We start from the raw sequence: 23,732 nt of genomic DNA, 5'->3' as shown, positions 1-23,732 counted from the left end.
TATTCGGACACTACCCGGCTGTTGCCGGTCTGCGAAGGCGCGCGATTTTATCAGGCTTGAGCCGCAGCGGCCATCCTCAGGCCGACAGCAGGGCCATATCCGTTCAAAAAAAACCGTTGATGCGCGGTGTCGGTGGCATCCTGCATGGCTGTATAAGGTATCGCGATTAACCGTCTATCGTTATGACAGTGCGAAAACTTACCCGGAACGTGTGAATGTTTTGCGTCGGGCAACGGTCACAGTCTTGCTCGATCGTCTTCATGCGGTCTGTTCCAGCCGCTCTTGTCGTCAGGAATCTTCCATGCGTTTTTGTAAATTCTTGCTTGTGAGTTGTTTGTCAGTAGTCAGCCTGGTCAGTCACGCCGAAACCGTCAAAGGCCTTTACCAGGTGCGCGAGCCGGTGAATGGCCAATCGTCCGAGGAGCGCGACCAGGCGACCCAGCGTGCGTTGGACACCTTGGTGTTGCGCCTGACCGGCGACCCCAAGGCCGCTCAAAGTCCGGGGCTGGTAGCGATTCGCAAAGACCCGCAACAGATCATCAGCCAATACGGCTTTGAGGCGGGGCCGCCGGAAGTCCTGAAAGTCGATTTCGATCCGGGCACCACCGAGCAGGCCTTGCGCCGCGCCGGCCTGGCGATGTGGGGGGGCAATCGGCCGTCGATCCTCGGCTGGTGGTTGAATGACTCCACCGAGGGTTCAAGCCTGGTGGGCGACGGTCAGGCCAGCGCGGCGCCGCTGCGTCGGGCGGCCCAGCACCGTGGCTTGCCATTGCGCTTGCCGTTGGCGGACTTGAATGAGCAGATCGTCGCGACCGCGCCGAATCTGGAGGGCGCAGATCCCGCGCCTTTGCAAGCGGCATCGGAACGCTACAACGCCGACGCCCTGCTCGCGGTACACGCCAAGGAAGAGGGCGGGCAGTGGCAAGCCAAGTGGCAATTGTGGCTGGGGGATAAAAAAGAGGCGGGTAGCGTGCAAGGCGCCAATCAGGCCGCCGTGGCCGATGCGGTGATGCTGGCGGTCAACGAGCGCCTGGCGCCGCGGTTTGTTGCCAAGGCCGGTGCTTCGAGTGAGCAATTGCTGGAGGTGCAAGGCATGAATCTTGAGCACTACGCGTCCCTTGGGCGCTTGCTGGAGCCATTTGGCGGGCGTGTGCAAAGTGTCGACGGCGACCGGATTGTCTATAGGGTCAATGGCAGCGCCGATCAGCTGCGTGCACAACTGTCGCTGGCGAGGCTGCAGGAAGCGCCTGCGGGTCAGGCACCGGCCCCGGCAGTGCCGGTTCAGCCTGCCGCCGGTGGTGCGGTGCCTGCCCCAGCGCCAGCCCCGACACCACAACTGCGTTATCGCTGGTAGTTTTTCTTTCTTTATATAGAAGCAATGGAGTGGTTCATGGCCGATACGCGGCGTTGGTTCTGGCTCGGTGGGGTGGTCCTGCTTTGTGCGTTTGTCTGGTTGTTGCATCCGATCCTGACGCCATTCCTGGTGGCGCTGCTGTTGGCCTACCTGTTCGACCCGCTGGTGGATCGGCTGGAGAAGGCAGGCCTGTCTCGAACCTGGGGCGTCGTGGCGGTGTTTGCCCTGTTTACATTGATCTTCACCGCGCTGCTGCTGGTATTGGTGCCGTTGCTCGCCAGGCAGTTGTTTCGTTTGTATGAGCTGGCCCCGCAGATGCTCGACTGGCTACAGCACACGGCGTTGCCCTGGGCGCAATCGAAGTTTGGCTTGTCGGAAGGTTTCTGGAAGTTCGACAAGCTCAAGGCCGCCATCAGCGAGCATATGAGCCAAACCACCGATATTGTCGGCGTGGTGCTGAGTCATGCCACTGCCTCGGGGTTGGCGTTGATTGGCTGGCTGGCGAATCTGGTGTTGATTCCGGTGGTGAGCTTCTACTTGTTGCGGGATTGGGACCTGATGATGGCCAAGATCCGCAGCCTGCTGCCCCGTGATCGTGAAGCGCGCGCGGTATCCCTGGCGGGTGAATGCCATGAAGTGCTCGGCGCGTTCGTTCGCGGACAGTTGCTGGTGATGGTGGCCTTGGGTGTGATCTACGCAGCGGGCCTGATGCTGGTCGGGCTGGAACTGGGCTTGTTGATTGGCCTGATTGCCGGTCTGGCAGCGATCGTGCCGTACATGGGGTTTATCATCGGCATTGGCGCGGCGCTGCTTGCGGGGTTGTTCCAGTTCGGTGGTGATCTTTATCCGATGCTCGGCATTGTCGCGGTGTTCATGGTCGGCCAGGCGCTGGAGGGTATGGTGCTGACGCCGTTGCTGGTTGGTGACCGGATTGGCCTGCACCCGGTGGCGGTGATTTTCTCGATTCTGGCCGGTGGTGAGCTGTTTGGCTTTACCGGTGTGCTATTGGCATTGCCGGTCGCGGCGGTGATCATGGTGCTGGTGCGTCATGTGCATGACTTGTATAAGGATTCTGAAATCTACGGGAGTGTCGACGAGCCGGAGTGGTAAGGGGCGTCGATGGTTGATGGCGGGTTGCCCGGGTTCATGCCGGATCAGCCTGCTTGCATCGCGCGACTGTCACATGCACCGCCAAAGAAACTGTCATAAAACCGGTGCATTAACGCAAACCTTTGATTTTGCTTGTTGTCTGTCGCATTGTGCGACCCGGCTCACGGGTATAAACTTCGCAAACTTTACACAGAGGCCACTAACGGTTCCTTTGGAACTGTTCAGTCAGGATGAAACCGATTCAGCTGCCCCTAGGTGTGCGTCTGCGTGACGACGCCACCTTTATCAATTACTACCCAGGCGCCAATGCCGCTGCACTCGGCTATGTCGAGCGGCTGTGCGAAGCCGACGCCGGCTGGACCGAGAGCCTGATATACCTTTGGGGCAAGGATGGGGTCGGGCGTACGCATCTGTTGCAGGCCGCCTGCCTGCGCTTCGAGCAATTGGGGGAACCTGCGGTCTATCTGCCGCTGGCCGAGTTGCTCGATCGCGGTATTGAAATTCTCGACAACCTTGAGCAGTACGAGCTGGTCTGTCTCGATGACCTGCAGGCGGTTGCCGGCAAGGCGGACTGGGAAGAGGCGCTGTTCCATCTGTTCAATCGTTTGCGCGACAGTGGTCGACGCTTGCTGATTGCCGCGTCGACATCCCCCCGTGAGTTGCCGGTGAAGCTGGCGGATCTCAAATCGCGCCTGACCCTGGCCTTGATCTTCCAGATGCGCCCGCTGTCCGATGAGGACAAATTGCGTGCCCTGCAATTGCGCGCATCCCGTCGCGGGCTGCATCTGACCGATGAAGTCGGGCATTTCATTTTGACTCGCGGTACCCGCAGCATGAGTGCGCTGTTCGAGCTGCTCGAGCGTCTCGATCAGGCCTCCCTCCAGGCTCAGCGCAAGCTGACAATCCCGTTTTTGAAAGAAACCCTCGGCTGGTAAACCCGCTGAATCCGGGGCTTTTAGCCAGTTCGGCGAATTACAGGCACCAGAAACCCCGCTTTCCTGCCCGGTTGCAGGCTGCGCGTATGTTTAAAATGGGCTTAAGCGCTTAGATGTAAACGAGAAACGGATAAGTCACAAAAAGATCGATTGAATTTGCAAATGAGGATGATAGCGGGCATAGTCTCGGCTTCTTTACAACTATCAGCCACGGTCGTGCCCATGCTAAATCGCTTCGCACCCCTCGTGCCTCTCGCACTCGTTACCCTGTTGTTCGGTTGCGCTGCCCACACTCCGGTGTCCCAGCAAGCCCCGCAGCAACAGGTTCAAAACTCCGTTACTGCCCAGTCTTCCGCTTTCTTTCAGGAAGAGCTGGCGACCGAAAAAGAACTCGCAGACTTCGCTGGCGGCAAGTCCTACCAGCTTCCGGTCCTGGCCGACAGCATCCTCGAACGTGGCATGTCCCTGATCGGTACCCGTTACCGTTTCGGCGGTACTTCTGAAGCCGGCTTCGATTGCAGCGGTTTCATCGGTTACCTGTTCCGCGAAGAAGCGGGCATGAACCTGCCACGCTCCACCCGCGAAATGATCAACGTGGACGCTCCGCTGGTCTCGCGCAGCAAGCTTGAGCCGGGCGACCTGCTGTTCTTCGCAACCAACGGTCGTCGCGGTCGCGTCAGTCACGCCGGGATCTACCTGGGTGACAACCAGTTCATCCACTCCAGCAGCCGCCGTAGCGGTGGTGTGCGGATCGATAGTCTGGGTGACAGCTACTGGAGCAAGACCTTCATCGAAGCCAAGCGCGCCCTGGCGATGGCACCGAATGCGTCGCCAATCGTCACTGCACGTAAATAAGCGGACAATTTGTAAGGCGAACTTAAAGTCTTACTTGAAGTTTGCCATATAACCGCTAGAATCCTGATATATGAATGATGGCAAACCGCCTGCGTCACGCGCAGGCGGTTTTCTTTTCTGCATTCCCAGCAGAAAAAAGCCGCAGCCAGATCAGGATGCTCTGCTTATGACGACGTCGGCCCGCCTCGCAATCATGTTCTTCGCTGCGCTACTCAGCGCCTGCGCCAGTCGTACACCGCCACCTGCGCCGGTGGTTCGCGCTCCCATCGTATTTGGCTCCTCACAAGCTTTTTCGCCCGAAGCGGAAGACGTGCTGTTTCGCGCGCTCGGCCTTGTGGGCACGCCTTATCGCTGGGGTGGCAACACGCCGGATTCCGGATTTGATTGCAGCGGCCTGATCGGCTACGTGTATCGCGATGTCGCCGGTATTTCCTTGCCGCGCACCACTCGCGAGATGATCTCCATGCAAGCGGCGAATGTGGGCAAGGAAGGCCTGCAAACCGGTGACCTGATTTTCTTCGCCACCAATGGCGGTTCCCAGGTCAGTCATGCCGGCATCTACGTGGGAGAAGGGCGCTTCGTCCACGCACCAGCCACTGGCGGCACCGTGAAGCTCGACAGCTTGTCCAAGGCCTATTGGCAAAAAGCTTATCTGAGCGCCAAGCGTGTTCTGCAGCCTGAACACCTGGCGCGCAACCCGTAACGTCCGGAGCTGCCGGTCATGACTGCTCGCACGCTTAATCTCGACGACGCCCTGTACCAATACCTGCTCGATGTCTCCCTGCGCGAAACGCCACTGCTCAAGCGCTTGCGCGATGAGACCCAGGCGCTGCCGATGGCACGTTGGCAGGTGGCTCCGGAGCAGGGGCAGTTTCTCGCTTTGCTGGTGAAACTGACGGGGGCCGGGCGCTTGCTCGAAGTCGGCACCTTTACCGGTTACAGTGCCCTGTGCATGGCGGCGGCATTGCCGGCTGATGGCTCGCTGATTTGCTGTGATATCCCCGGCGACTACAACGCCATCGCACGGCGCTACTGGCAAGAGGCGGGGCTCGCCGGGCGGATTGACCTGCGACTGGCTCCGGCGCTGGAAACCCTCGCCGAGCTTGAGCGACAAGGGCAGGGCGGGCAGTACGACCTGGTGTTCATTGATGCCGACAAGGCCAACTACCCGGCTTATCTGGAACACGCCCTGGGATTGCTGCGGGTCGGTGGGTTGGCGGTGTTCGATAACACCCTGTGGAGCGGGCGTGTGCTCGAGGCCAGCCCCGAGAGCGCGGACACCCGGGCAATCCAGGCGCTCAACCGAGCGTTGAAAGACGATGTGCGGGTGGATCTGTCGTTGTTGCCGTTGGGTGATGGGCTAACACTCTGTCGCAAACGCTAAGCCTTTGTGGGAGCGAGCCTGCTCGCGAAAGCGGTGTATCAGTCACCAAATTTGTCGACTGACCGTGCGCATTCGCGAGCAGGTCGGATCGCCGCACCGTCGCTCCCACAGGTGATGTATCCCGTTACCTGGCAGCCGAAACCCGCCACACCTTGTTCCCCACGTCATCGGCCACCAGCAGATCGCCTTGCCGGTCGATCACCACGCCCACCGGGCGGCCCATGGCTTGTTCTTTGTCGTTGAGAAAACCGCTGAGCACTTCAATGGGCTTTCCGACAGGTTTGCCTGCGCTGAACGGCACGAAAATCACTTTGTAGCCACTGTGTGGCTTGCGGTTCCACGAGCCGTGCTGACCGATGAATGCCCCTTGGGTGAATGGCGCCGGCAGCTTGCTGTTTTCGGCGAAGGTCAGGCCCAGTGACGCCGTGTGCGGGCCGACGGCGTAGTCCGGGGCAATGGCCTTGGCCACCAGGTCCGGGTTCTGCGGCTCGACACGAACATCGACATGCTGGCCGTAGTAACTGAACGGCCAGCCATAGAACGCGCCGTCTTTCACCGAGGTGATGTAGTCCGGTACCAGATCACCGCCGATTTCATCCCGCTCGTTGACCGCGGTCCACAGTGCGCCACTGTGCGGTTCCCAGGCCATGCCGTTGGGGTTGCGCAGGCCGGAGGCGAAGATCCGGTGCCGGCCGGTGGCACGGTCCACTTCCCAGATCGCTGCGCGACCTTCTTCCTTGTCCATGCCGTTTTCGGCGACGTTGCTGTTGGAACCCACGCTGACGTAGAGCTTGCTGCCGTCCTTGCTGGCGATGACGTTTTTGGTCCAGTGGTGGTTCAGCGGGCCGCCCGGCAGGTCGATCACCTTGATGGCTGGTGACTTGATCTGCGTATCGCCGTTTTCATAATGGAATCGCAGCAGGCTGTCAGTGTCGGCCACGTACAGGTCGTTGCCGACCAGCGTCATGCCGAAAGGGGAATTGAGGTTTTGCAGAAACACCGTGCGGGTTTCCGCGATGCCATCGTGATCCTTGTCCCGCAGCAACGTGATGCGGTTCGGGCTGGGCACGGTAGAGCCGGCACGCCCCATGACTTTCTTCATGACCCAGCCGCGAATGCCATTGCCGTCTTCGGGTTTGGGTGGTGCGGCGGTTTCCGCCACCAGCACATCGCCATTGGGCAGCACATAAAGCCAGCGCGGGTGATCCAGGTCTTCGGCAAAAGCGGCCACTTGAGTGCCCGTGGCGGCGACGGGTTTTGCACCCGGCGGCCAACCGATGGCCGGGGCGATGTTCATGGTCGGGATCAGGGTTTTGTTCGGTTCCGGCAATTGTGGCGATGGACCGGTGCCGTCGGAGACTTGCAGGCGGGAGGTCTCGCCACAAGCGGCGAGCCCTCCGCAGAGTGCGATAACGAGAACGAGCGGGGGCTTGCGCATGCTGGTGTTCCCTATGAATGCCTTGTTCTAATCATAGAGATGCGTTGTCGTCCGATGGTTCAACCCTTAGCCACGTGCTTCCTTGAACAGCACCGCAATGCCGGGGTGATAGTTGCCGGCTTCGTTGCGCAACTTGCGATAGGCGTAAGGGAAGTACCAGGCAACGGCGCAGGTGTGTTCCTTTTGCAGGTCGTCGACCATGTCCTGGAGTTCTTCCGGCGTTGCGCCTTGCTGGGCTTTTTGCGGGGCAACGAACAGGCAGCCGACTTTCAGGTCGCTGGCGTGGCTCAGTCGCTTTGCATCGCTGGTGATGTCGAGCAGGGCCTGGGTCAGGTTGAGGCTGTTGACCCGTGGCCAGCGCTGGCTGGTCTGGATGTACGCGCGGGTTTCGGGCGAGGCGAGGAACAGGTCGGCACGGCTGTTGCGTTCGCCTTCTTCGGTCTGTTTGCGGGTGGGCGTCTGTTGCAGCGTGACCATCTCGGCCATCCAGGCGGCGGCGGACAGCAGCCCGAGGTTGGCCTTTTCGTCGTGCCAGTACGGTGTGTCGCCATCACCGCGGACGGCGTTATAGCGGTCGATGCATTCGAACCAGCGCTCGAGCACCGGGCGCAGGAATTCCAGCTTTGGATTGCTGATGATCATGCCTTGCATGGGTTCACCCTTGTTATTGTGTTGTGGGGTTGTGGCTCTTTGATATCACTGCTTTGGGCGTGGCACAAGATTGACGTCAGTTTATTGATTGATGGCAGATATTCGGTCGATCGCCTCCCGGCTTTAATTGACGCTCCACCCCCAACCCTCTAACCTTCGCGGCTTGTTTCAGGTGCTCTGTGGCTTGGGTCGACAGAGTGAAACAGGGAAGCCGGTGAGTGAGTCCTTCTGTTGGTCGAAGGCCCGCAATTCCGGCGCTGCCCCCGCAACGGTAAATGAGTGAAAACTGTGTGTGATGCCACTGTGTCGATTCGATGCGGGAAGGCGCACAGTCTGGCCTCGCGCCACTCATGAGCCCGGAGACCGGCCTGATTCATCCAGCGGCATCACGGTGGGCGATGCCAGGCTTTTTGCCTTCTATTCTTGTGCCTGCCCGCCGTTATTCCTGCCTCAACGGAGAGCTCCCCCATGACTGATACCCCCGATCGTGACGAACGCCACCTGGCGCGCATGCAGCGCAAAAAAGCCGTGATCGACGAGCGCATCGCCAATTCCCCGAACGAATGCGGCCTGCTGCTGGTGTTGACCGGCAACGGCAAGGGCAAGAGCAGTTCGGCCTTCGGCATGCTTGCCCGCGCCATGGGGCACGGCATGCAGTGCGGCGTGGTGCAGTTCATCAAGGGCCGCAACAGCACCGGCGAAGAGCTGTTCTTCCGGCGCTTTCCCGAGCAGGTGCGCTTTCATGTGATGGGCGAAGGCTTTACCTGGGAAACCCAGGATCGTCAGCGCGACATCGCCGCCGCCGAAGCCGCCTGGGCGGTGTCGCAGCAACTGCTGCGCAATCCGTCCATCGGTCTGGTGGTGCTGGATGAGCTGAACATTGCCCTCAAGCACGGCTACCTCGATCTCGATCAGGTGCTCAGCGACTTGCAGGCCCGACCACCGATGCAACACGTGGTAGTCACCGGGCGTGCCGCCAAGCCGGAAATGATCGAGATGGCCGACACCGTCACCGAAATGGGCATGATCAAGCACGCCTTCCAGGCCGGGATCAAAGCGCAGAAAGGCGTCGAATTGTGAGTCAGCCTCGACTCTGTCCGGCGGTACTGATTGCCGCGCCGGCTTCCGGCCAGGGCAAGACCACCGTCACCGCGGCGCTGGCCCGATTGCATCGCAATCAGGGGCGCAAGGTCCGCGTGTTCAAGTGCGGCCCCGACTTTCTCGATCCGATGATCCTCGAGCGCGCCAGCGGTGCGCCGGTGTATCAGCTGGACATGTGGATGGTTGGTGAGCAAGAAAGTCGCCGGCTGCTGTGGGAAGCCGCTGCTGAAGCCGACCTGATCCTGATCGAAGGCGTCATGGGGCTGTTCGACGGTACGCCGTCGAGCGCCGATCTGGCGCGGCATTTCGGTGTGCCGGTGCTGGGTGTGATCGATGGCACGGCCATGGCCCAGACCTTTGGCGCCCTGGCCCTGGGGCTGGCGCGTTATCAGCCGGACTTGCCGTTCGCCGGGGTGCTGGCCAATCGTGTCGGTACGCTGCGCCACGCGCAACTGCTCGAAGGCAGCCTGACTGAAGGTTTGCGCTGGTACGGCGCGCTGTCCCGGGAAACCGGGATCGAATTGCCGAGCCGGCACCTGGGGCTGGTGCAGGCCAGTGAGCTGAACGATCTCGACCTGCGCCTCGATGCGGCCGCCGATGCACTGGCCAGTAGTTGCGAGGTTGCGCTGCCGCCGGCGGTCGAGTTCGCCGCCCCTGATGTCATTGCAGCCGAACCGCTGCTGGCCGGTGTACGCATTGCCGTCGCCCGCGATGAAGCCTTTGCGTTCACCTACGGCGCGAGCCTGGATCTGCTGCGGGCGATGGGCGCCGAGTTGTCGTTCTTCTCGCCGATCCGCGACCGTGCGTTGCCGGAGTCGGACAGCCTGTATCTGCCCGGTGGTTACCCGGAACTGCACCATGTTGGGTTGGCGCAAAACACCGCGATGCTCGACGCGATCCGTGCCCACCACCGGGCAGGCAAACCGTTGCTCGCCGAGTGTGGCGGCATGCTGTATCTGCTCGATTCCCTGACCGATGTCGAGGGCACTCGCGCCGAACTGGTTGGCTTGCTGGCCGGTGATGCGGTCATGCAAAAGCGTCTGGCCGCGCTGGCGTTGCAAGCGGTGGAACTGCCGGAAGGTTCGCTGCGCGGGCACACCTATCACCATTCGCTGACCACCACTGAACTGGCGCCGATTGCCCGTGGCTTGAGCCCTAACGGCGGACGCGGAGCGGAGGCGGTCTACCGTGAAGGGCGGATGACCGCCTCTTATGTGCACTTTTATTTTCCGTCGAACCCCTCGGCGATTGCCGCATTGTTTGCGCCTGACCTTGAAGCCGCTTTCGCTGCGATGCGGCGATCCGACAAGCCAGCTCCTACAATGGATCAGCTAGCCCCTGTAGGAGCTGCCTTGCCAGCGAAACGGCCATGACGGACGACGCATTTTCCGAAGCCGAACGCGCAGCGGTCTATCGCGCCATCGCCGAACGGCGCGACATGCGCCACTTCAGCGGCGGCACCGTCGAGCCCGAATTGCTGCTGCGCCTGCTCGAGGCCGCACATCAGGCACCGAGTGTCGGCCTGATGCAGCCCTGGCGCTTCATCCGCATCAGCGATCGTGCCTTGCGCGGACAAATCCAGGCCTTGGTGGAAGAAGAACGCGTCCGCACCGCCGAAGCCCTCGGCGAGCGCAGCGACGAGTTCATGAAGCTCAAGGTGGAAGGCATCAACGATTGCGCCGAGGTACTGGTCGCCGCACTGATGGACGACCGCGAGCAGCATATCTTCGGCCGCCGCACCTTGCCGGAAATGGACATGGCCTCGCTGTCCTGTGCGATCCAGAACCTGTGGCTGGCATCCCGCGCCGAAGGGCTGGGCATGGGCTGGGTGTCGCTGTTCGAACCACAGGCACTGGCGGACCTGTTGAGGCTGCCACCGGGAGCCAAACCGCTGGCGGTGCTGTGCCTTGGGCCGGTGAAGGAGTTCTATCCGGCACCGATGCTGGTGCTAGAAGGCTGGGCGCAGGCGCGTCCGCTACATGAATTGCTGTATGAAAACTATTGGGGAGTGAGTCAATGAGTGTGGCGTTGTTGAGTGTCGCTGCGGTTGCGCTGGATGCGCTGCTGGGCGAACCCAAACGCTGGCATCCGCTGGTGGCGTTCGGCCGTTTTGCCGACCGCATCGAGCAACGCTTCAATGGCGGCGGTCGCGGCTGGCGCAGTCATGGCGTCACCGCGTGGGTGATCGCCGTGTTGCCGCTGACGCTGTTGGTCACGGCATTGTCCTGGGCGCCTTATGTCGGCTGGATCATCGAGATTCTCGCGCTCTATTGCGCCCTCGGCATGCGCAGCCTCGGTGAGCACGTCACGCCTGTGGCCAAGGCATTGCGCGGCGATGATCTTGATGAAGCGCGCAAACGTGTGAGTTATCTGGTCAGCCGTAAAACCAGTGATCTGGATAAAACCGAAGTCGCCCGTGCCGCTACCGAGTCGGTACTGGAAAACGGCAGCGACGCAGTGTTCGCGGCGTTGTTCTGGTTTGCCGTGGCGGGTGCGCCGGGCGTGGTGCTCTATCGCCTGAGCAATACGCTGGATGCGATGTGGGGTTATCGCAATGAGCGCTTCGAACGGTTCGGCTGGGCGGCGGCGAAGGTCGACGACGTGCTCAATTACATTCCTGCGCGCCTGGTGGCACTGACTTACGCGCTGCTGGGCAAAACCCGGCTGGCGTTGAAATGCTGGCGCACCCAGGGCCCGACCTGGGACAGCCCGAACGCCGGCCCGGTGATGGCGGCAGGGGCGGGCGCCCTTGGCGTCGAGTTGGGCGGGGCGGCGATTTATCATGGCGAACTGCATCAGCGTCCGCAGTTGGGCGAAGGCGTGCCGGCGGATGCCGACTCCATTGACCGGGGCTGGCAATTGGTCCAGCGCGGGGTATGGTTATGGCTGCTGATTCTCTGCCTGGGGGCCGAATTTTATGCTTGAACACGGGGGGCGATTGCGCAAGGCGGCGCTCGAATACGGCATAGATGAAGCCGACTGGCTGGATCTGTCCACGGGCCTTGCGCCCTGGCCGTTTCCTGTGCCGGATATTCCGCTGCGGGCCTGGGCCCGTTTGCCGGAAGCGGACGATGGTCTGGAGCAAGCCGCCTGTGATTACTACGGCACCTTGCAGGCTTTGCCGGTGGCCGGCTCGCAAATGGCAATCCAGCTGCTGCCGCGATTGCGTCGGGCGGGCAAGGTCGGCGTGCTGTCGCCGTGTTATGCCGAGCACGCTGAAGCGTGGCGTCGTAACGGCTACATCGTGCGTGAAGTGCTGGTGCACGAAGTCGACTTCTTTATCGACAGTTTCGATGTGCTGGTGGTGGTCAATCCGAATAACCCCACAGGCTTGAGCCTGACGCCCAGTCGCCTCCTCGACTGGCACGCGCGGCTGGCCCAGCGCGGTGGCTGGCTGGTGGTGGACGAAGCGTTCATGGATAACACGCCGCATCTGAGCCTGGCTCCGTATGCCCATCAAGTCGGGTTGATCGTCCTGCGCTCCTTCGGGAAGTTTTTCGGCCTGGCCGGAGTGCGCCTGGGGTTTGTGCTGGCCGAGCGCAAGTTGCTCAAGTTGCTGGCTGAACAAGTGGGGCCGTGGGCCGTGAGCGGGGCAACCCGGGTAGTGGGTCAGGCCTGCCTGCGCGATACCGAAGGGCAGACGCGGCAACGGGTGCGCGCGGATGAGGCCAGCGAGCGCCTTGCGTCGTTGCTGGAACAACAGGGGTTCCAGCCTCAGGGCGGTTGTGCGCTGTTCCAGTGGCTGATCACCGAGCGCGCCGAAGAGCTGCATGAGTTCATGGCCCGGCGCGGCATTCTCCTGCGATTGTTCACGCACAACAGCAGCCTGCGATTCGGCTTGCCCGGTGACGAAATCGCCTGGGTACGACTGGCGCGGGCGTTCGACGATTTCGCCAAGGAAAACCAATGACCACGCTGATGGTGCAGGGCACTACATCGGACGCCGGTAAAAGCACGCTGGTAACCGCGCTGTGCCGTTGGGTCACACGTCAGGGCATAAGGGTGGTGCCGTTCAAGCCGCAGAACATGGCACTCAACAGTGCGGTGACCGCCGACGGTGGCGAGATCGGCCGCGCCCAGGCGGTACAGGCCCAGGCCGCGCACCTTGAACCGCACACCGACATGAACCCGGTGTTGCTCAAGCCCAACAGTGACACCGGTGCCCAGGTGATTATCCATGGCCGCGCTGTCACGACCATGAATGCCGTCGCCTATCACGACTACAAAACCATCGCCATGCAAGCGGTGCTGGCCTCCCACGAGCGCTTGAGCGCGGCGTATCCGCTGGTGATGGTCGAGGGCGCGGGCTCGCCGGCGGAAATCAATCTGCGGGCCGGCGACATCGCCAACATGGGTTTCGCCGAAGCGGTGGATTGCCCGGTGCTGCTGATCGCCGATATCAATCGCGGCGGGGTTTTCGCCCACCTGGTAGGCACCCTCGAACTGCTGTCGCCGAGCGAACAGGCGCGGGTCAAAGGCTTCGTGATCAATCGTTTTCGTGGCGACATCGCGTTGCTGCAACCCGGTCTCGACTGGCTCGAAGAGCGCACCGGCAAACCGGTGATCGGCGTGCTGCCGTACGTGATGGACCTGCACCTGGAGGCCGAGGACGGCATCGATCAACGCCAGACCGACAAAGCCGAGCAGGTGCTGAAGGTGGTGGTGCCGGTGCTGCCGCGCATCAGCAATCACACCGATTTCGATCCGCTGCGCCTGCATCCGCAAGTGGACCTGCAATTCATTGGCCCCGGCCAGGCGATTCCGCCTGCCGACCTGATCATTCTTCCTGGCTCGAAAAGTGTGCGCAGCGACCTCGCGTACCTGCGGGCCAACGGCTGGGACACCGCCATCGCCCGGCATCTGCGTTACGGCGGGAAACTGCTGGGAATTTGTGGCGGCCTGCAAATGCTCGGTGAGCAAGTGCATGACCCGCTGGGTCTCGAAGGTGCGCCGGGTTCCAGTGCCGGTTTGGGGCTGCTGGCGTTCCAGACTCTGCTCGAACAAGAGAAGCAGTTGCGCAATGTGCGTGGTCGCCTGGCGCTGGAAGATGCGCCCGTTGCGGGTTATGAAATTCATGCTGGCGTGACCACCGGACCGGCCCTGGAACATGCCGCCGTGCATCTGGATGACGGCCGCTGTGATGGTGCGCAAAGTGCTGACGGGCAGATTTTCGGCACCTACCTGCACGGGCTGTTCGAATCGCCGGCGGCGTGCAGTGCGCTGCTGCGCTGGGCGGGTTTGCAGGAGGTGCAGGACGTGGATTACCACGGCTTGCGCGAACGTGATATCGAGCGGCTGGCGGATCTGGTGGAGAAGCATTTGGATACCGGGCTGTTGCGGAAACTCTGTGGGGTATGAGGTGACTGTCATGGCCCCTTCGCGGGCAAGTCGGACCGCCGCATCGCCGCTCCTACAGGGTTATGAGGTGTACCCAATATTTATGATCGACGCAGGTCAACTGTAGGAGCGGGCTTGCCCGCGAAGGGGCCAGTCGCCTCACCGAAGATTTCAAGGAAACAACCATGCTCCAACTGATCCTCGGCGGTGCCCGCTCCGGCAAGAGTCGTCTGGCTGAAAAACTCGCCATCGACAGCGCTCTGGCCGTCACATACATCGCCACCAGCCAGCCACTCGATGGAGAAATGAGCGAGCGGGTGGCCCATCATCGCGCCCGTCGTCCTGCCGAATGGGCATTGATCGAAGAGCCGGTGGAGCTGGCCCGGGTGCTGCGCGAATCCGCCCGCGCCGACCGCTGCCTGCTGGTGGATTGCCTGACCCTGTGGCTGACCAACCTGCTGATGCTCGACGATGCCGAGCGCTTGCAAGCCGAGCGTGATGCCTTGCTGGACTGCCTGGCGTTGTTGCCGGGTGAAATCATTTTTGTCAGCAACGAGACCGGAATGGGTGTCGTGCCGCTGGGCGAATTGACTCGCCGCTATGTCGATGCAGCCGGTTGGCTGCATCAAGCTCTGGCTGAGCGTTGTCAGCGTGTCGTCCTGACCGTCGCCGGCCTGCCTCTGACTCTGAAAGGAACTGCGTTATGACTCAATCCTGGTGGCTGAACCCGTGCAAGCCGGTCGATACCCAAGCGGTCGAACAGGCCCAGGCGCGGCAACAGCAACTGACCAAACCGGCCGGCTCCCTCGGCCAGCTGGAAGCGGTGGCGGTGCAACTGGCGGGATTGCAGGGGCGGGTCAAGCCGAGTCTGGAGCAGGTGTGGATTGCGATTTTTGCCGGCGACCATGGTGTGGTCGCTGAGGGGGTGTCGGCGTTTCCCCAGGAAGTGACCGGGCAGATGCTGCTCAACTTCGTCAGCGGTGGTGCGGCGATCAGTGTACTGGCGCGGCAGTTGGGCGCTTCCCTTGAGGTGGTGGACCTCGGCACGGTGACGCCGTCGCTGAACCTGCCGGGCGTGCGGCACCTGAATGTCGGCCCAGGCACGGCGAATTTTGTCCAGGGGCCGGCCATGACCCAGGCCCAGGGGAAACTCGCCTTGCAGGCCGGTCGTGACAGCGTGCAGCGGGCAATGTCCACCGGTGCGCAGTTGTTTATCGGTGGCGAAATGGGCATCGGCAACACCACCGCCGCCAGCGCCCTGGCGTGTGCGCTGCTCGATTGCCCGGTGGGCCATTTGACCGGGCCAGGCACCGGGCTCAACGCAGAAGGTGTCAGCCACAAAGCCCAAGTGATCGAACGCGCCTTGGCATTGCATGGTGCGCAGCGTGGCGATGCCTTGCAGACCCTGTTCAACCTCGGCGGTTTTGAGATCGCCGCGCTGGTCGGTGCCTATCTCGCCTGTGCTCAGGAGGGTGTCGCGGTGCTGGTGGACGGCTTTATTTGCAGTGTCGCGGCGCTGGTTGCGGTGCGCTTGAATCCTGATTGCCGTCAGTGGCTGTTGTTCGGCCATCGCGGCGCCGAGCCGGGGCATCGTCATGTGCTGGAAACCCTGAAGGCGCAACCCTTGCTCGATCTCGGCCTGCGTCTGGGTGAAGGCAGTGGCGCGGCATTGGCTGTGCCGCTGCTGCGCCTGGCGTGCGACCTGCACGGGCAGATGGCGACCTTCGCCGAAGCCGCCGTGGCAGATCGTCCGGCATGACCTTGCGCGTGGATCTGTTGCGGCACGGTGAAACCGAACTCGGCGGCGGCCTGCGCGGCAGTATCGATGATGCATTGACCGATACGGGCTGGGCGCAGATGCGCGCCGCGGTGGTCGGGCAAGGGCCATGGGATCGGCTGGTCAGTTCACCCTTGCAACGTTGTGCGCGGTTTGCCGAGGAACTCGGTGCGCAATCGGGTGTGCCGGTGCACCTGGATAAAGACCTGCAAGAGTTGCATTTCGGCGCCTGGGAAGGGCAGAGCGCGGCGGCGTTGATGGAAACCGACGCGCAGGCTCTGGGTTTGTTCTGGGCCGATCCATATTTGTTCACGCCGCCTCAGGGTGAACCGGTAGCAGATTTTTCGGCGCGGGTGCTGGCAGCGCTGGAGCGTTTGCACGCGACCTGTGCCGGTGAGCGCATTTTACTGATCAGCCACGGTGGAGTGATGCGCCTGTTGCTGGCAAAAGCCCGGGGGCTGCCGCGAGAGCAACTGCTCAACGTTGAGGTCGGGCATGGCGCACTGTTTTCGCTGACGCTGGAGTCCGTCGGCGTGTTGAAGGAAGTGCTCTGACCATGCTGCCATTCTGGATAGCCCTGCAATTTCTCAGCAGCCTGCCGATTCGCCTGCCCGGCATGCCTGAGCCCCGGGATCTGGGGCGGTCGCTGCTGTTTTATCCGCTGGTGGGATTACTGTTTGGCGCGATTTTGTGGGTATTCAACTGGCTGCTGCTGGGCACGCCGACGTTGCTGCACGCGGCGCTGTTGCTGAGCGTTTGGGTGCTGCTCAGTGGAGGGTTGCATCTGGATGGCCTGGCGGACAGCGCCGATGCCTGGCTCGGCGGTTTTGGCGACCGTGAGCGTACGCTGACCATCATGAAAGACCCGCGCAGCGGGCCGATCGCGGTGGTGACGTTGGTGCTGGTGTTGTTGCTCAAGTTCACCGCGCTGCTGGCGTTGATCGAGCAATCGCATTCGCTGGCATTGATCATCGTGCCGTTGATAGGGCGCAGCGCCTTGCTCGGCCTGTTCCTGACCACACCGTATGTGCGCGCCGGTGGCTTGGGTCAGGCGCTGGCCGATCATCTACCGCGTTCGACGGGCAAGCAGGTATTGGCGGTCAGCGCACTGGCTTGTGTGCTGATTGCCGGCGTCAGTGGTGTGCTGGCGCTGGTGCTGGCAGCGCTGGGGTTTGTCTGGTTGCGCCAGGTGATGCTGCGGCGCCTGGGCGGCACGACGGGTGACACGGCGGGTGCGATGCTGGAGTTGCTGGAATTTGCAGTGCTGGTAGGCTTGGCGCTGTTCTGACTGTTACTCCGGTTCTGTAACTTGATTTAACCGATTCGCGGGTATATACACGCACCATGCTCGATTCCCAATGTTTATGCATCAACCTGCGTCGCGCCGCCCGTGGCGTCAGCAGGCATTATGACGGCGCTCTCGACGGCTTCGGGATCAACGTTGCGCAGTATTCTTTGCTGTGCAACCTGCAACGCCTGGATCAGCCGAGCATCTCAACCCTGGCCGAGGCCATGGGGCTGGATCGCAGCACCTTGGGGCGCAACTTGCGGGTGCTGGAGGGTGATGGCCTGGTGACGCTGGTCGAGGGCGAGGACATGCGCAACCGCATCGTCCTGCTGACCGAGGCCGGGGCAGAGCGCCTCAAGGCCGCCTTGCCGGCCTGGGAGGCCGCGCAGCAGCGTTTGATCGATCGCCTGGGGGCCGAGAAGCGCGAAATCTTACTGAAGCTGCTGGATGAACTGGCATGATGCCGGTTTTTTCGATTATAAGCGGGTATATACCCGCTACCGGAGAACAACAATGACATCGATGTGGCGTACATGCGGCTGGGTTCTGTTGGGGAGTGCGCTGATCCTTGCGTTGTCTCTGGGCGTTCGACATGGCTTTGGGCTGTTTCTGGCTCCGATGAGCGCCGAGTTCGGCTGGGGTCGGGAAGTCTTTGCCTTCGCCATCGCCCTGCAGAACCTGATCTGGGGCCTTGCCCAGCCATTCACCGGCGCGCTGGCCGACCGCTTCGGCGCAGCGAAAGTGGTGCTGATCGGTGGCGTCCTGTACGCAGCGGGTCTGATGTGCATGGGGCTCTCCGACTCGGCGGTGACCCTGTCGCTGAGTGCCGGCCTGCTGATCGGCATCGGACTGTCCGGTACGTCGTTCTCGGTGATTCTGGGTGTAGTCGGCCGCGCGGTGCCACCGGAAAAACGCAGCATGGGCATGGGGATCGCCAGTGCTGCCGGTTCGTTCGGCCAGTTCGCGATGTTGCCCGGCACCCTCGGTTTGATCGGATGGCTTGGCTGGTCCGCGGCACTGCTGGTGCTGGGCTTGCTGGTGGCGCTGATCGTGCCGCTGGTGAGCATGCTCAAGGACAAGCCGCTGCCTGTCCTGGGGCACGAACAAACCCTTGGCGAAGCGCTGCGCGAAGCCTGCTCCCACTCCGGATTCTGGCTGCTGGCGTTCGGCTTTTTTGTGTGCGGATTCCAGGTGGTGTTCATCGGTGTGCACTTGCCGGCCTATCTGGTGGATCAACATCTTCCGGCGACGGTCGGCACCACGGTGCTGGCGCTGATCGGCCTGTTCAACATATTCGGCACCTATACCGCTGGATGGCTCGGCGGGCGCATGTCCAAGCCGCGGTTGCTCACCGGTTTGTACTTGCTGCGGGCGGTGGTCATTGCGTTGTTCCTGTGGGCGCCGGTGACAACCACCACGGCCTACCTATTCGGCATGGCCATGGGCTTTTTGTGGCTGTCGACGGTGCCGTTGACCAACGGCACCGTGGCGACCTTGTTTGGTGTGCGAAACCTGTCCATGCTCGGCGGGATTGTTTTCCTGTTTCACCAGCTCGGTTCGTTCCTGGGCGGCTGGTTGGGTGGCGTGGTGTACGACCGTACCGGCAGCTATGACTTGATCTGGCAGGTCGCGATTCTCTTGAGCCTGTTGGCCGCCGCCCTGAACTGGCCGGTGCGTGAACGGCCGGTGGCGCGCCTGCAAACACAAATGAGTGCGATATGAACAGTCTCTGGCCTCGTATCACGATTTGCGCTGTCTGCGCCTTGCTGCTTGCCCTGACATGGTGGGGCTGGCATCAGGGCGGGCTGGCGCTTTTGCAGTTGGGCATGGGGACTTGCTAGCGGGATGGCGGGGCGAGTAACGTCGAATCCTGACGAATTCTCAAGGGTGTCCCGACATGCTGATGCGCTGCCTGGCAGTTCCCGCGTTACTGGTCGCGTTTACCGGGTTGGCTCACGCGGCAGGTTGCCCGGATCTTTTGCAAGGCTCGTTGCCCAAGTTGCGTGCCAAGGAATCCATCGATTTGTGCCAGCGCTTCGCCGGTAAACCGTTGGTGGTGGTCAATACCGCAAGCTTCTGTGGCTTTGCTCCGCAGTTCAAAGGCCTTGAGGCGCTGAACCAGCGCTTCAAGGGGCAAGGGCTGGAGGTGATTGGCGTTCCGTCCAATGACTTCAAACAGGAGTCCAGGGACGGTGCCGAAACCGCCAAGGTCTGCTACGTCAACTATGGCGTGACCTTCACCATGACCGAACCGCAAAAGGTTCGTGGCGACGATGCGACGCACTTGTTCCAAGTCCTCGCCCGTCAAACCAGCGCGCCGAAGTGGAATTTCTACAAGTATGTGGTGGATCGCCAGGGCAAGGTGATCGCCAGTTTCTCCAGCCTGACCAGGCCGGATGATCCCGAGTTCATCGCCGCGGTGGAAAAAGCCCTGGCTTCACCGCCGCTCGTTTCGACCCCCTGACCTGCAGGAGCGAGCTTGCTCGCGAAAACCTCAAGGCGTCTCGTACATCCTGAAAGCACGCGTCATCGTTCGCGTCCATCGCGAGCATTCGAGCGTCGACCGGCTGCTCCTGCAAATGAAAAGCCCCGCCTCCGTGAGGAGAGCGGGGCTTTTTTGATTCCGATGGCGAGCGGTTCAGGCTCGCCGGGAATCATCAGAAGCGGTAGGTCGCACCGACACCGAAACCGTTGGCGCTGTTTTCGTACTTGGCGCTGTAACTGTCTACCAGGTTGGAGCGATCCATCTTGACAGCTTCTTCCTTCAGGTAGGAGTAGGCGACGTCGATGGTCAGATCATCGGTGACGTTGTAGCCGGCGCCAAGGCTGAAGATTGTGCGGTCACCTGTAGGAATACGTGGGGATCGGTCGGTATTGTTGGTAGGCGACTGGTCAAAGCTCAGGCCGGTGCGCAATACCCACTGCTTATTCAGCTGGTAGGAGGTACCGATGGCGTAGGCCCAGGTATCGTGCCAGTTCTGCTCTTCCGTAATGGTGCCGAACAGGGCCGGGGACAATGCACCGCCTTGTGCCGCGGTTACGCCGTCGTTGTTGACGGTGATGTCTTTCAAACGGCTCCAGCGAGTCCAGGTGGAACCTGCATAAAGGGTCCACGCATCCGTCAGCTGTTGTGTCACGGAGAAGTCGACAGATTCAGGTGTTTCGATTTTCAGCGAAGCATCGTATCGATTGCTTTTCAGGAGGGCGGAAGGTGAATTTGCGCCTGCGCTGATATCGGTATGACCTTCAATCTTGTATTTCACTTTCGAGTGATAGGTCAGGCCGACACGAGTGGTGTCTGTTGCTTGTACCAGGACCCCGAAGTTGTAGCCAAGAGCGACATCATCCCCTTTGATTTTGACGTGGGTATCGCCAAAAAGAGGTACATCCGACTCCAGAGTGCCGCCAATGCGGTTGATGGTCGGGCCGAAACCAATCGATACTTTGTCGTTAAAGGCGTAGCTGACGGTAGGCTGGAAGGTGACAACCTTGACTTCGCTCTTGCTGCCGAAACCGGCACCCTGGAAGCCATTTTCATAGTCGGTAATCAGACCAAAAGGTGCGTAGACACCGAGGCCGAATGCCCAGTGATCATCAATCGGCTTGACGTAATAGCCCATCGGAACGGCTGTGAATGGCACCATGTCGCCTTTGTTGGTACCCGGGTGGGCGCCTTGGGCGTCTTTGATATCAGACGAGGCATCGATAGCTGCGATCCCGCCAGTGACTTCCTGGCGCTTGATTCGCGACATGCCGGCAGGGTTGCCAAAAACAGTGCTTGCATCATCGGCAGATGAAGATCGTCCCGCAAAACCAGTCCCCATTCCACTGATGCTCTGTTCGTTGAGGGCAAAACCACTCGCGAAAATCTGGGTGGATGCCAAGGCAACGGCGAGGCTAAGGGTGGTTTTGAGCATTACTTTTTTCATTATTAGAACTCCTGGTGATCACCGGGGCGAAAATTACCAATATTTTCGTCCCGGCGCCATAGGCTGTATCGCTTGATTTAGAGCGGTTTTGTAGGACAATCCGACCAGAATCGCGGCGTGTTGCGCGATCTTTGGATTCAGACGTGTCAGCAGGCGACCTGATTCAGGGGTGAAACACAGGTTTGCCAGGCGCAGGTGAAATCACGCAGACGCCCCTGGGGCTGAAAGGTCTGGCGCCAGATTCTGGCCATACCCAACAAATCATCCGGGGCGGGGAGGGGGGTATTCTGTTCTTCCACCAGCAGCCAGGCGATGGCTGTGGCGTAACGCAGGTTGACGGTCAATTCGAGGTGCGGGCCACTCAGAAACGCATGCTGGCTGGCCAGGCCACGGACCAGGCTTGCACGCTCCGGATCAAGGGCCAGGTAATGGTCCCAAAGGGCCTGGTGGCGGGGCTCGGCGATGCGGTACAGGCCGTGCCCACGGCGGTCATGCAGGGCGGAACCAAGGGCGGACTGGCTGGCGGCAATGCCCAGCAGCAGGGATTCGGCAGTAGCGCTATGGCGTCCGAGGTAGATCAATGTCGGACGAATCACATAACGGCACAGTTCGCTGGCAGCGATACCCATAAAACCCTCGAAACCTGAGTTGGACGGCGATACCTGAAGGGGGGGCTTGGCAGCAGTGAATCGAATCAGGCTCGCCGCAAGCGGGTCAAGCCGCTTGAGTTGAAGTGTAGTGTCATATTTGCGTTGTAAAGGCCTGTTTTTAAAATATTTCCGGCGACCAGTTATAACCGTTATATCGGATCGTGCTTAGTCGTGATTCGAGGAAAGGGAAATATCGAGCAATAAAAAGCCCTGCTTTTCGGGGCAGGGCTTTCGGTTTTTCAGCCTTTCTGGTGTTTCAGGCAACCAGTGCCTGACGGGTACGCTCGATCACGGCCTGCAGCGGCTCGGCGCTGGAGTATTGATCGGGGTACAGGCGTTCGCTGTGACGGGCGATGCCATGTTCATTGACCAGAGTGAAGCTGAAGCAGCCTTTGCGAGCGGCCATGATCAGGCAGTTCATTGGAGCAAAAGCGTTGGTTAGGGTGCGAATGGCATCCTGAGTGTGGATTTGAGTGGACATAATTGGTGTTCCTACAAGCGACACGGATAAGAACCGTGCAAAGTTAAAACGTTCCAGTGACGACGACCACCATTGGTCGAACGAAGAACCCGACTGGAACAAAGCAGCCAGTTTGAAGCGCTGACAAGTTGGCGCGCTTGGGCTGGCAGGTAGGTACTTAGGAGGGCAGGCAACACATCGAGGGCAAAGGTTCTGGGCCCGGGGTGAAGATCCTGATCAATTTGCAGGTTGGTTCGAGCAGAGTAAGCAGGCGGAGCAACACCCTTTGCTTTCGATTCAAAGGTTGTGTTGGCGCAAGATTTACCTGGAAACCATCGAGGTGGTCGATCCCGCTAGTTCGGTGGAGGCTTCCGTTGGGAAGGCTGACCGGGGGGATTTGTTCGACCAGAATTGACTTTCAGCTTGGTACTAACGCCGCGGATACTAACGGATTGAACCGGCCAAGGGAAGTGTGTTAGCGAAAAGAATTTCCCGGCAGGTGCTCAAGCGGGCTGTTTTGTCTTGTAGCCAAGCGTATGAAGTTGCTGTGCCTGCGATTGCTACGCCCTGTAGCAGAACAAAATCCGACCATCGGTCATCGACCTTGGTAGCAACGCAGCCGTCTAAACACCGGGTTTGCCAAGGCTTATCCCCAGGCATGACCAAAAAGCGCGCCGAAAAAGTGCATCGATATAACCGTCGCGAAGGCACTTGTGCACATTAGTTGCGCACTCTGTCACCCCGCTGTCATCTCACGTTCAAGCGTAGTGGCTGCCTGTATCCAAAATTTAAGTCAATGAAAAACATCGCTTTTTTTTACTGGTGAAAAAATCGTCAGTTTGACTGCGAGCCCCATTCCACAGGGCTTTGAGCGGGTTCAGGAGCGGTTGTCCACTGAGTTATCCACAGCTTCTGTGGATTGTCCCGAGCGCTTGCTCTAGGACGGGCGTGCCGGGATATTTTCAGCTTTACCTGTAAGAAAAAGAGAGTAAAGTTGCGCGCCTTCCGATCTGCCCCACAGTGCTTTATGAAGTTTCGCTCAGCCTCCGTTTCCTCTTCCTCTACACCACCCTCTGCTGCCCCTACCAAGCGCTTTTCCATGCGCGTGGCAGAGTGGCTGTTGGACAGTCCGCATCTGGGCGAAAACCGTAACGTCAAACACATTGCCGGACGTCTGCTCAAGCAACCGGCCCGTGAAGGCGTGGTGGCTGCGCAAAGTCGCCTTGGCCAATTGATGTGCCGGGAATGCGGGAATGCCCGGGACCGCCGGATCGGCCAGGACCTGCTGCGTCAGGCCGCTCGGGCAGGCGATCGCCGCGCTCAACAGGAACTGGGGCTGATCGAAGACTGAGCTGTCCAAGATCTGGCGCCTTGGTTAACCTTCAGGCTTTATTCGAATGGCAGGAGTGGCTATGGCAATGGACTTGACCAGCGTATTGCTGGGTCTGGCAGCGGCTGCGTTG

General features: G+C 60.8%; 25 protein-coding genes and 1 riboswitch. Of the genes, 20 read left to right on the top strand and 5 right to left on the bottom strand.

Going from position 1 to position 23,732, the window contains the following annotated elements; translation table 11 throughout:
• The first annotated feature begins 301 nt into the window (after positions 1-301).
• From AC1DWG_RS24565 to AC1DWG_RS24540, 6 genes are all read left to right on the top strand, one after another.
• Entirely contained in the window at positions 302-1,354 is a 1,053-nt protein-coding gene (locus AC1DWG_RS24565) for a DUF2066 domain-containing protein (RefSeq protein ID WP_477788453.1), read from the top strand.
• A 36-nt stretch (positions 1,355-1,390) separates the two neighbouring features.
• The gene (locus tag AC1DWG_RS24560) at positions 1,391-2,464 is read left to right on the top strand and encodes an AI-2E family transporter (protein WP_477753345.1); all 1,074 of its coding nucleotides are present in this window, start codon (positions 1,391-1,393) and stop codon (positions 2,462-2,464) included.
• Positions 2,465-2,694: 230 nt separating this feature from the next.
• Complete coding sequence (gene hda, locus AC1DWG_RS24555; RefSeq protein ID WP_007898944.1) at positions 2,695-3,399, top strand: DnaA regulatory inactivator Hda; 705 nt, start codon at positions 2,695-2,697, stop codon at positions 3,397-3,399.
• Positions 3,400-3,621: 222 nt separating this feature from the next.
• The gene (locus AC1DWG_RS24550; protein WP_477753344.1) at positions 3,622-4,254 is read left to right on the top strand and encodes a C40 family peptidase; all 633 of its coding nucleotides are present in this window, start codon (positions 3,622-3,624) and stop codon (positions 4,252-4,254) included.
• Between the two features lie 166 nt (positions 4,255-4,420).
• On the top strand, positions 4,421-4,957 hold the full coding sequence (locus AC1DWG_RS24545) for a C40 family peptidase (protein WP_477762469.1): 537 nt from the start codon (positions 4,421-4,423) through the stop codon (positions 4,955-4,957).
• An 18-nt stretch (positions 4,958-4,975) separates the two neighbouring features.
• Entirely contained in the window at positions 4,976-5,638 is a 663-nt protein-coding gene (locus tag AC1DWG_RS24540) for a class I SAM-dependent methyltransferase (RefSeq protein ID WP_477762468.1), read from the top strand.
• Positions 5,639-5,762: 124 nt separating this feature from the next.
• On the opposite strand, the gene AC1DWG_RS24535 is transcribed toward AC1DWG_RS24540, so the two are convergent.
• Positions 5,763-7,076 carry a PQQ-dependent sugar dehydrogenase gene (locus tag AC1DWG_RS24535; RefSeq protein WP_477762467.1) on the bottom strand — a complete coding sequence of 438 codons (1,314 nt, stop codon included), beginning with the start codon at positions 7,074-7,076 and terminating at the stop codon, positions 5,763-5,765.
• A gap of 66 nt (positions 7,077-7,142) precedes the next feature.
• On the bottom strand, positions 7,143-7,727 hold the full coding sequence (locus AC1DWG_RS24530) for a hypothetical protein (RefSeq protein ID WP_477762466.1): 585 nt from the start codon (positions 7,725-7,727) through the stop codon (positions 7,143-7,145).
• A gap of 153 nt (positions 7,728-7,880) precedes the next feature.
• Positions 7,881-8,113: riboswitch (cobalamin riboswitch) on the top strand.
• Between the two features lie 82 nt (positions 8,114-8,195).
• Here AC1DWG_RS24530 and cobO point away from each other — a divergent pair.
• From cobO to AC1DWG_RS24465, 13 genes are all read left to right on the top strand, one after another.
• Entirely contained in the window at positions 8,196-8,807 is a 612-nt protein-coding gene (gene cobO / locus AC1DWG_RS24525; protein ID WP_477762465.1) for a cob(I)yrinic acid a,c-diamide adenosyltransferase, read from the top strand.
• On the top strand, positions 8,804-10,201 hold the full coding sequence (locus AC1DWG_RS24520; RefSeq protein ID WP_477762464.1) for a cobyrinate a,c-diamide synthase: 1,398 nt from the start codon (positions 8,804-8,806) through the stop codon (positions 10,199-10,201). Before cobO ends, AC1DWG_RS24520 begins: the two co-directional genes overlap by 4 nt.
• Positions 10,198-10,848, top strand: coding sequence for a 5,6-dimethylbenzimidazole synthase (bluB, locus tag AC1DWG_RS24515; protein ID WP_477762463.1), 651 nt, complete (start codon positions 10,198-10,200; stop codon positions 10,846-10,848). The genes AC1DWG_RS24520 and bluB overlap by 4 nt, the downstream gene beginning before the upstream one ends.
• On the top strand, positions 10,845-11,753 hold the full coding sequence (gene cbiB / locus AC1DWG_RS24510; RefSeq protein ID WP_414873660.1) for an adenosylcobinamide-phosphate synthase CbiB: 909 nt from the start codon (positions 10,845-10,847) through the stop codon (positions 11,751-11,753). Before bluB ends, cbiB begins: the two co-directional genes overlap by 4 nt.
• Entirely contained in the window at positions 11,746-12,738 is a 993-nt protein-coding gene (cobD, locus tag AC1DWG_RS24505) for a threonine-phosphate decarboxylase CobD (RefSeq protein WP_477762462.1), read from the top strand. The genes cbiB and cobD overlap by 8 nt, the downstream gene beginning before the upstream one ends.
• Positions 12,735-14,186: a cobyric acid synthase gene (locus tag AC1DWG_RS24500; RefSeq protein WP_477762461.1), complete on the top strand. Its 1,452-nt coding sequence runs from the start codon at positions 12,735-12,737 to the stop codon at positions 14,184-14,186. The genes cobD and AC1DWG_RS24500 overlap by 4 nt, the downstream gene beginning before the upstream one ends.
• A gap of 164 nt (positions 14,187-14,350) precedes the next feature.
• Complete coding sequence (gene cobU / locus AC1DWG_RS24495) at positions 14,351-14,872, top strand: bifunctional adenosylcobinamide kinase/adenosylcobinamide-phosphate guanylyltransferase (RefSeq protein ID WP_477762460.1); 522 nt, start codon at positions 14,351-14,353, stop codon at positions 14,870-14,872.
• On the top strand, positions 14,869-15,924 hold the full coding sequence (gene cobT, locus AC1DWG_RS24490; RefSeq protein ID WP_477788452.1) for a nicotinate-nucleotide--dimethylbenzimidazole phosphoribosyltransferase: 1,056 nt from the start codon (positions 14,869-14,871) through the stop codon (positions 15,922-15,924). The genes cobU and cobT overlap by 4 nt, the downstream gene beginning before the upstream one ends.
• Complete coding sequence (cobC, locus tag AC1DWG_RS24485; RefSeq protein ID WP_477788451.1) at positions 15,921-16,496, top strand: alpha-ribazole phosphatase family protein; 576 nt, start codon at positions 15,921-15,923, stop codon at positions 16,494-16,496. The genes cobT and cobC overlap by 4 nt, the downstream gene beginning before the upstream one ends.
• 2 nt (positions 16,497-16,498) lie before the next feature.
• Positions 16,499-17,230, top strand: coding sequence for an adenosylcobinamide-GDP ribazoletransferase (locus AC1DWG_RS24480; RefSeq protein ID WP_477788450.1), 732 nt, complete (start codon positions 16,499-16,501; stop codon positions 17,228-17,230).
• Between the two features lie 56 nt (positions 17,231-17,286).
• Entirely contained in the window at positions 17,287-17,691 is a 405-nt protein-coding gene (locus AC1DWG_RS24475; protein ID WP_477788449.1) for a MarR family winged helix-turn-helix transcriptional regulator, read from the top strand.
• A 52-nt stretch (positions 17,692-17,743) separates the two neighbouring features.
• Positions 17,744-18,952, top strand: coding sequence for an MFS transporter (locus AC1DWG_RS24470; protein ID WP_477788448.1), 1,209 nt, complete (start codon positions 17,744-17,746; stop codon positions 18,950-18,952).
• 175 nt (positions 18,953-19,127) lie between these two features.
• Positions 19,128-19,694 carry a glutathione peroxidase gene (locus AC1DWG_RS24465; RefSeq protein WP_477762454.1) on the top strand — a complete coding sequence of 189 codons (567 nt, stop codon included), beginning with the start codon at positions 19,128-19,130 and terminating at the stop codon, positions 19,692-19,694.
• A 193-nt stretch (positions 19,695-19,887) separates the two neighbouring features.
• Here the strand turns inward: AC1DWG_RS24465 and AC1DWG_RS24460 are convergent, their stop codons facing one another.
• The 3 genes from AC1DWG_RS24460 to AC1DWG_RS24450 form a co-directional block, all read right to left on the bottom strand.
• Positions 19,888-21,159: an OmpP1/FadL family transporter gene (locus AC1DWG_RS24460; protein WP_477762453.1), complete on the bottom strand. Its 1,272-nt coding sequence runs from the start codon at positions 21,157-21,159 to the stop codon at positions 19,888-19,890.
• A 146-nt stretch (positions 21,160-21,305) separates the two neighbouring features.
• Positions 21,306-21,788, bottom strand: a complete 483-nt coding sequence (locus AC1DWG_RS24455) for a hypothetical protein (protein WP_007984504.1) — start codon at positions 21,786-21,788, stop codon at positions 21,306-21,308.
• Between the two features lie 277 nt (positions 21,789-22,065).
• Positions 22,066-22,290, bottom strand: a complete 225-nt coding sequence (locus tag AC1DWG_RS24450; RefSeq protein WP_007898912.1) for a hypothetical protein — start codon at positions 22,288-22,290, stop codon at positions 22,066-22,068.
• A gap of 1,006 nt (positions 22,291-23,296) precedes the next feature.
• Here AC1DWG_RS24450 and AC1DWG_RS24445 point away from each other — a divergent pair.
• A complete protein-coding gene (locus AC1DWG_RS24445; protein ID WP_477753327.1) occupies positions 23,297-23,620 on the top strand; it encodes a sel1 repeat family protein in 324 nt (107 codons plus the stop codon).
• The last annotated feature ends 112 nt before the right edge of the window (positions 23,621-23,732 follow it).

It is taken from the genome of Pseudomonas sp. P4_B3 (assembly GCF_056402295.1).
The sequence above is the reverse complement of the archived record's forward strand: the minus strand, read 5'-3'. Positions and strand labels throughout refer to the sequence as shown.

What these genes read in the sequence shown, in the direction of transcription:
- AC1DWG_RS24565 (WP_477788453.1), top strand. Translation starts at nt 302, where the DNA reads ATGCGTTTTTGTAAATTCTTGCTTGTGAGTTGTTTGTCAGTAGTCAGC.
- AC1DWG_RS24560 (WP_477753345.1), top strand. Translation starts at nt 1,391, where the DNA reads ATGGCCGATACGCGGCGTTGGTTCTGGCTCGGTGGGGTGGTCCTGCTT.
- hda (WP_007898944.1), top strand. Translation starts at nt 2,695, where the DNA reads ATGAAACCGATTCAGCTGCCCCTAGGTGTGCGTCTGCGTGACGACGCC.
- AC1DWG_RS24550 (WP_477753344.1), top strand. Translation starts at nt 3,622, where the DNA reads ATGCTAAATCGCTTCGCACCCCTCGTGCCTCTCGCACTCGTTACCCTG.
- AC1DWG_RS24545 (WP_477762469.1), top strand. Translation starts at nt 4,421, where the DNA reads ATGACGACGTCGGCCCGCCTCGCAATCATGTTCTTCGCTGCGCTACTC.
- AC1DWG_RS24540 (WP_477762468.1), top strand. Translation starts at nt 4,976, where the DNA reads ATGACTGCTCGCACGCTTAATCTCGACGACGCCCTGTACCAATACCTG.
- AC1DWG_RS24535 (WP_477762467.1), bottom strand. Translation starts at nt 7,076, where the DNA reads ATGCGCAAGCCCCCGCTCGTTCTCGTTATCGCACTCTGCGGAGGGCTC.
- AC1DWG_RS24530 (WP_477762466.1), bottom strand. Translation starts at nt 7,727, where the DNA reads ATGCAAGGCATGATCATCAGCAATCCAAAGCTGGAATTCCTGCGCCCG.
- cobO (WP_477762465.1), top strand. Translation starts at nt 8,196, where the DNA reads ATGACTGATACCCCCGATCGTGACGAACGCCACCTGGCGCGCATGCAG.
- bluB (WP_477762463.1), top strand. Translation starts at nt 10,198, where the DNA reads ATGACGGACGACGCATTTTCCGAAGCCGAACGCGCAGCGGTCTATCGC.
- cbiB (WP_414873660.1), top strand. Translation starts at nt 10,845, where the DNA reads ATGAGTGTGGCGTTGTTGAGTGTCGCTGCGGTTGCGCTGGATGCGCTG.
- cobD (WP_477762462.1), top strand. Translation starts at nt 11,746, where the DNA reads ATGCTTGAACACGGGGGGCGATTGCGCAAGGCGGCGCTCGAATACGGC.
- AC1DWG_RS24500 (WP_477762461.1), top strand. Translation starts at nt 12,735, where the DNA reads ATGACCACGCTGATGGTGCAGGGCACTACATCGGACGCCGGTAAAAGC.
- cobU (WP_477762460.1), top strand. Translation starts at nt 14,351, where the DNA reads ATGCTCCAACTGATCCTCGGCGGTGCCCGCTCCGGCAAGAGTCGTCTG.
- cobT (WP_477788452.1), top strand. Translation starts at nt 14,869, where the DNA reads ATGACTCAATCCTGGTGGCTGAACCCGTGCAAGCCGGTCGATACCCAA.
- cobC (WP_477788451.1), top strand. Translation starts at nt 15,921, where the DNA reads ATGACCTTGCGCGTGGATCTGTTGCGGCACGGTGAAACCGAACTCGGC.
- AC1DWG_RS24480 (WP_477788450.1), top strand. Translation starts at nt 16,499, where the DNA reads ATGCTGCCATTCTGGATAGCCCTGCAATTTCTCAGCAGCCTGCCGATT.
- AC1DWG_RS24475 (WP_477788449.1), top strand. Translation starts at nt 17,287, where the DNA reads ATGCTCGATTCCCAATGTTTATGCATCAACCTGCGTCGCGCCGCCCGT.
- AC1DWG_RS24470 (WP_477788448.1), top strand. Translation starts at nt 17,744, where the DNA reads ATGACATCGATGTGGCGTACATGCGGCTGGGTTCTGTTGGGGAGTGCG.
- AC1DWG_RS24465 (WP_477762454.1), top strand. Translation starts at nt 19,128, where the DNA reads ATGCTGATGCGCTGCCTGGCAGTTCCCGCGTTACTGGTCGCGTTTACC.
- AC1DWG_RS24460 (WP_477762453.1), bottom strand. Translation starts at nt 21,159, where the DNA reads ATGAAAAAAGTAATGCTCAAAACCACCCTTAGCCTCGCCGTTGCCTTG.
- AC1DWG_RS24455 (WP_007984504.1), bottom strand. Translation starts at nt 21,788, where the DNA reads ATGGGTATCGCTGCCAGCGAACTGTGCCGTTATGTGATTCGTCCGACA.
- AC1DWG_RS24450 (WP_007898912.1), bottom strand. Translation starts at nt 22,290, where the DNA reads ATGTCCACTCAAATCCACACTCAGGATGCCATTCGCACCCTAACCAAC.
- AC1DWG_RS24445 (WP_477753327.1), top strand. Translation starts at nt 23,297, where the DNA reads ATGAAGTTTCGCTCAGCCTCCGTTTCCTCTTCCTCTACACCACCCTCT.